At 41.7% G+C, this 566-nt stretch carries 2 protein-coding genes; both read right to left on the reverse strand.

Annotated features, from left to right (window positions below):
• Positions 1–222 (reverse strand): FAD-dependent oxidoreductase (locus DNK85_RS11400; RefSeq protein WP_119329623.1); only part of this gene is annotated, 222 nt, incomplete at its 3' end.
• Between the two features lie 2 nt (positions 223–224).
• A partial coding sequence (locus tag DNK85_RS11405) for a TVP38/TMEM64 family protein (RefSeq protein ID WP_162896714.1) occupies positions 225–566 on the reverse strand: 342 nt, incomplete at its 5' end.

A 566-nucleotide genomic window follows, 5' to 3' on the forward strand; every position in this document is an offset into this window, starting at 1 on the left:
TTGTGCTTTTTTAGTGTGTGCTACACTACGCGATGCTTCGATCAATGCTTTTGATGGCACGCACCCCGAGTTTAGGCAATCTCCCCCCATTTTGTTACCCTCGCACAATATGACGCTTGCACCCATTTGCTGAGCTGCTGCGGCAACGGAGAGCCCACCAGATCCACCACCAATAACACAAATATCACATTTTAATAGGTTTGAATATTGAGTATCCGGCATGATCACTCCTTGTGTTGTTTATATGTTGTCTGCCTTTTATTTTTGAATCTTTCGTAAATAATCGGCACTAAAGATAGTAATGCCAAAGCACAAATGGGTAATAATATTTGCGGTGAGAAAATAATTTTAAGATTAAGTGTCTGTCCTTGTTTAAGCGCAAAACCAAGTCCGCTGCCAACCCAGGCGTAGACGAAAGTGCCAGGGATAATACCAAGGAATGTGCCTGCAAAAAAATGGCGTAGGCTCACGCCTAAGACAACGGCGGCAATATTAATAATAAAAAAGGGGAAAATAGGCAGAAGCCTGAAGAACAACATGAAGATAAATTCATTTTTTTGAAAGCC

This window comes from Cysteiniphilum halobium (genome assembly GCF_003574425.1).
In the GTDB taxonomy this organism is placed as follows: domain Bacteria; phylum Pseudomonadota; class Gammaproteobacteria; order Francisellales; family Francisellaceae; genus Caedibacter; species Caedibacter halobius.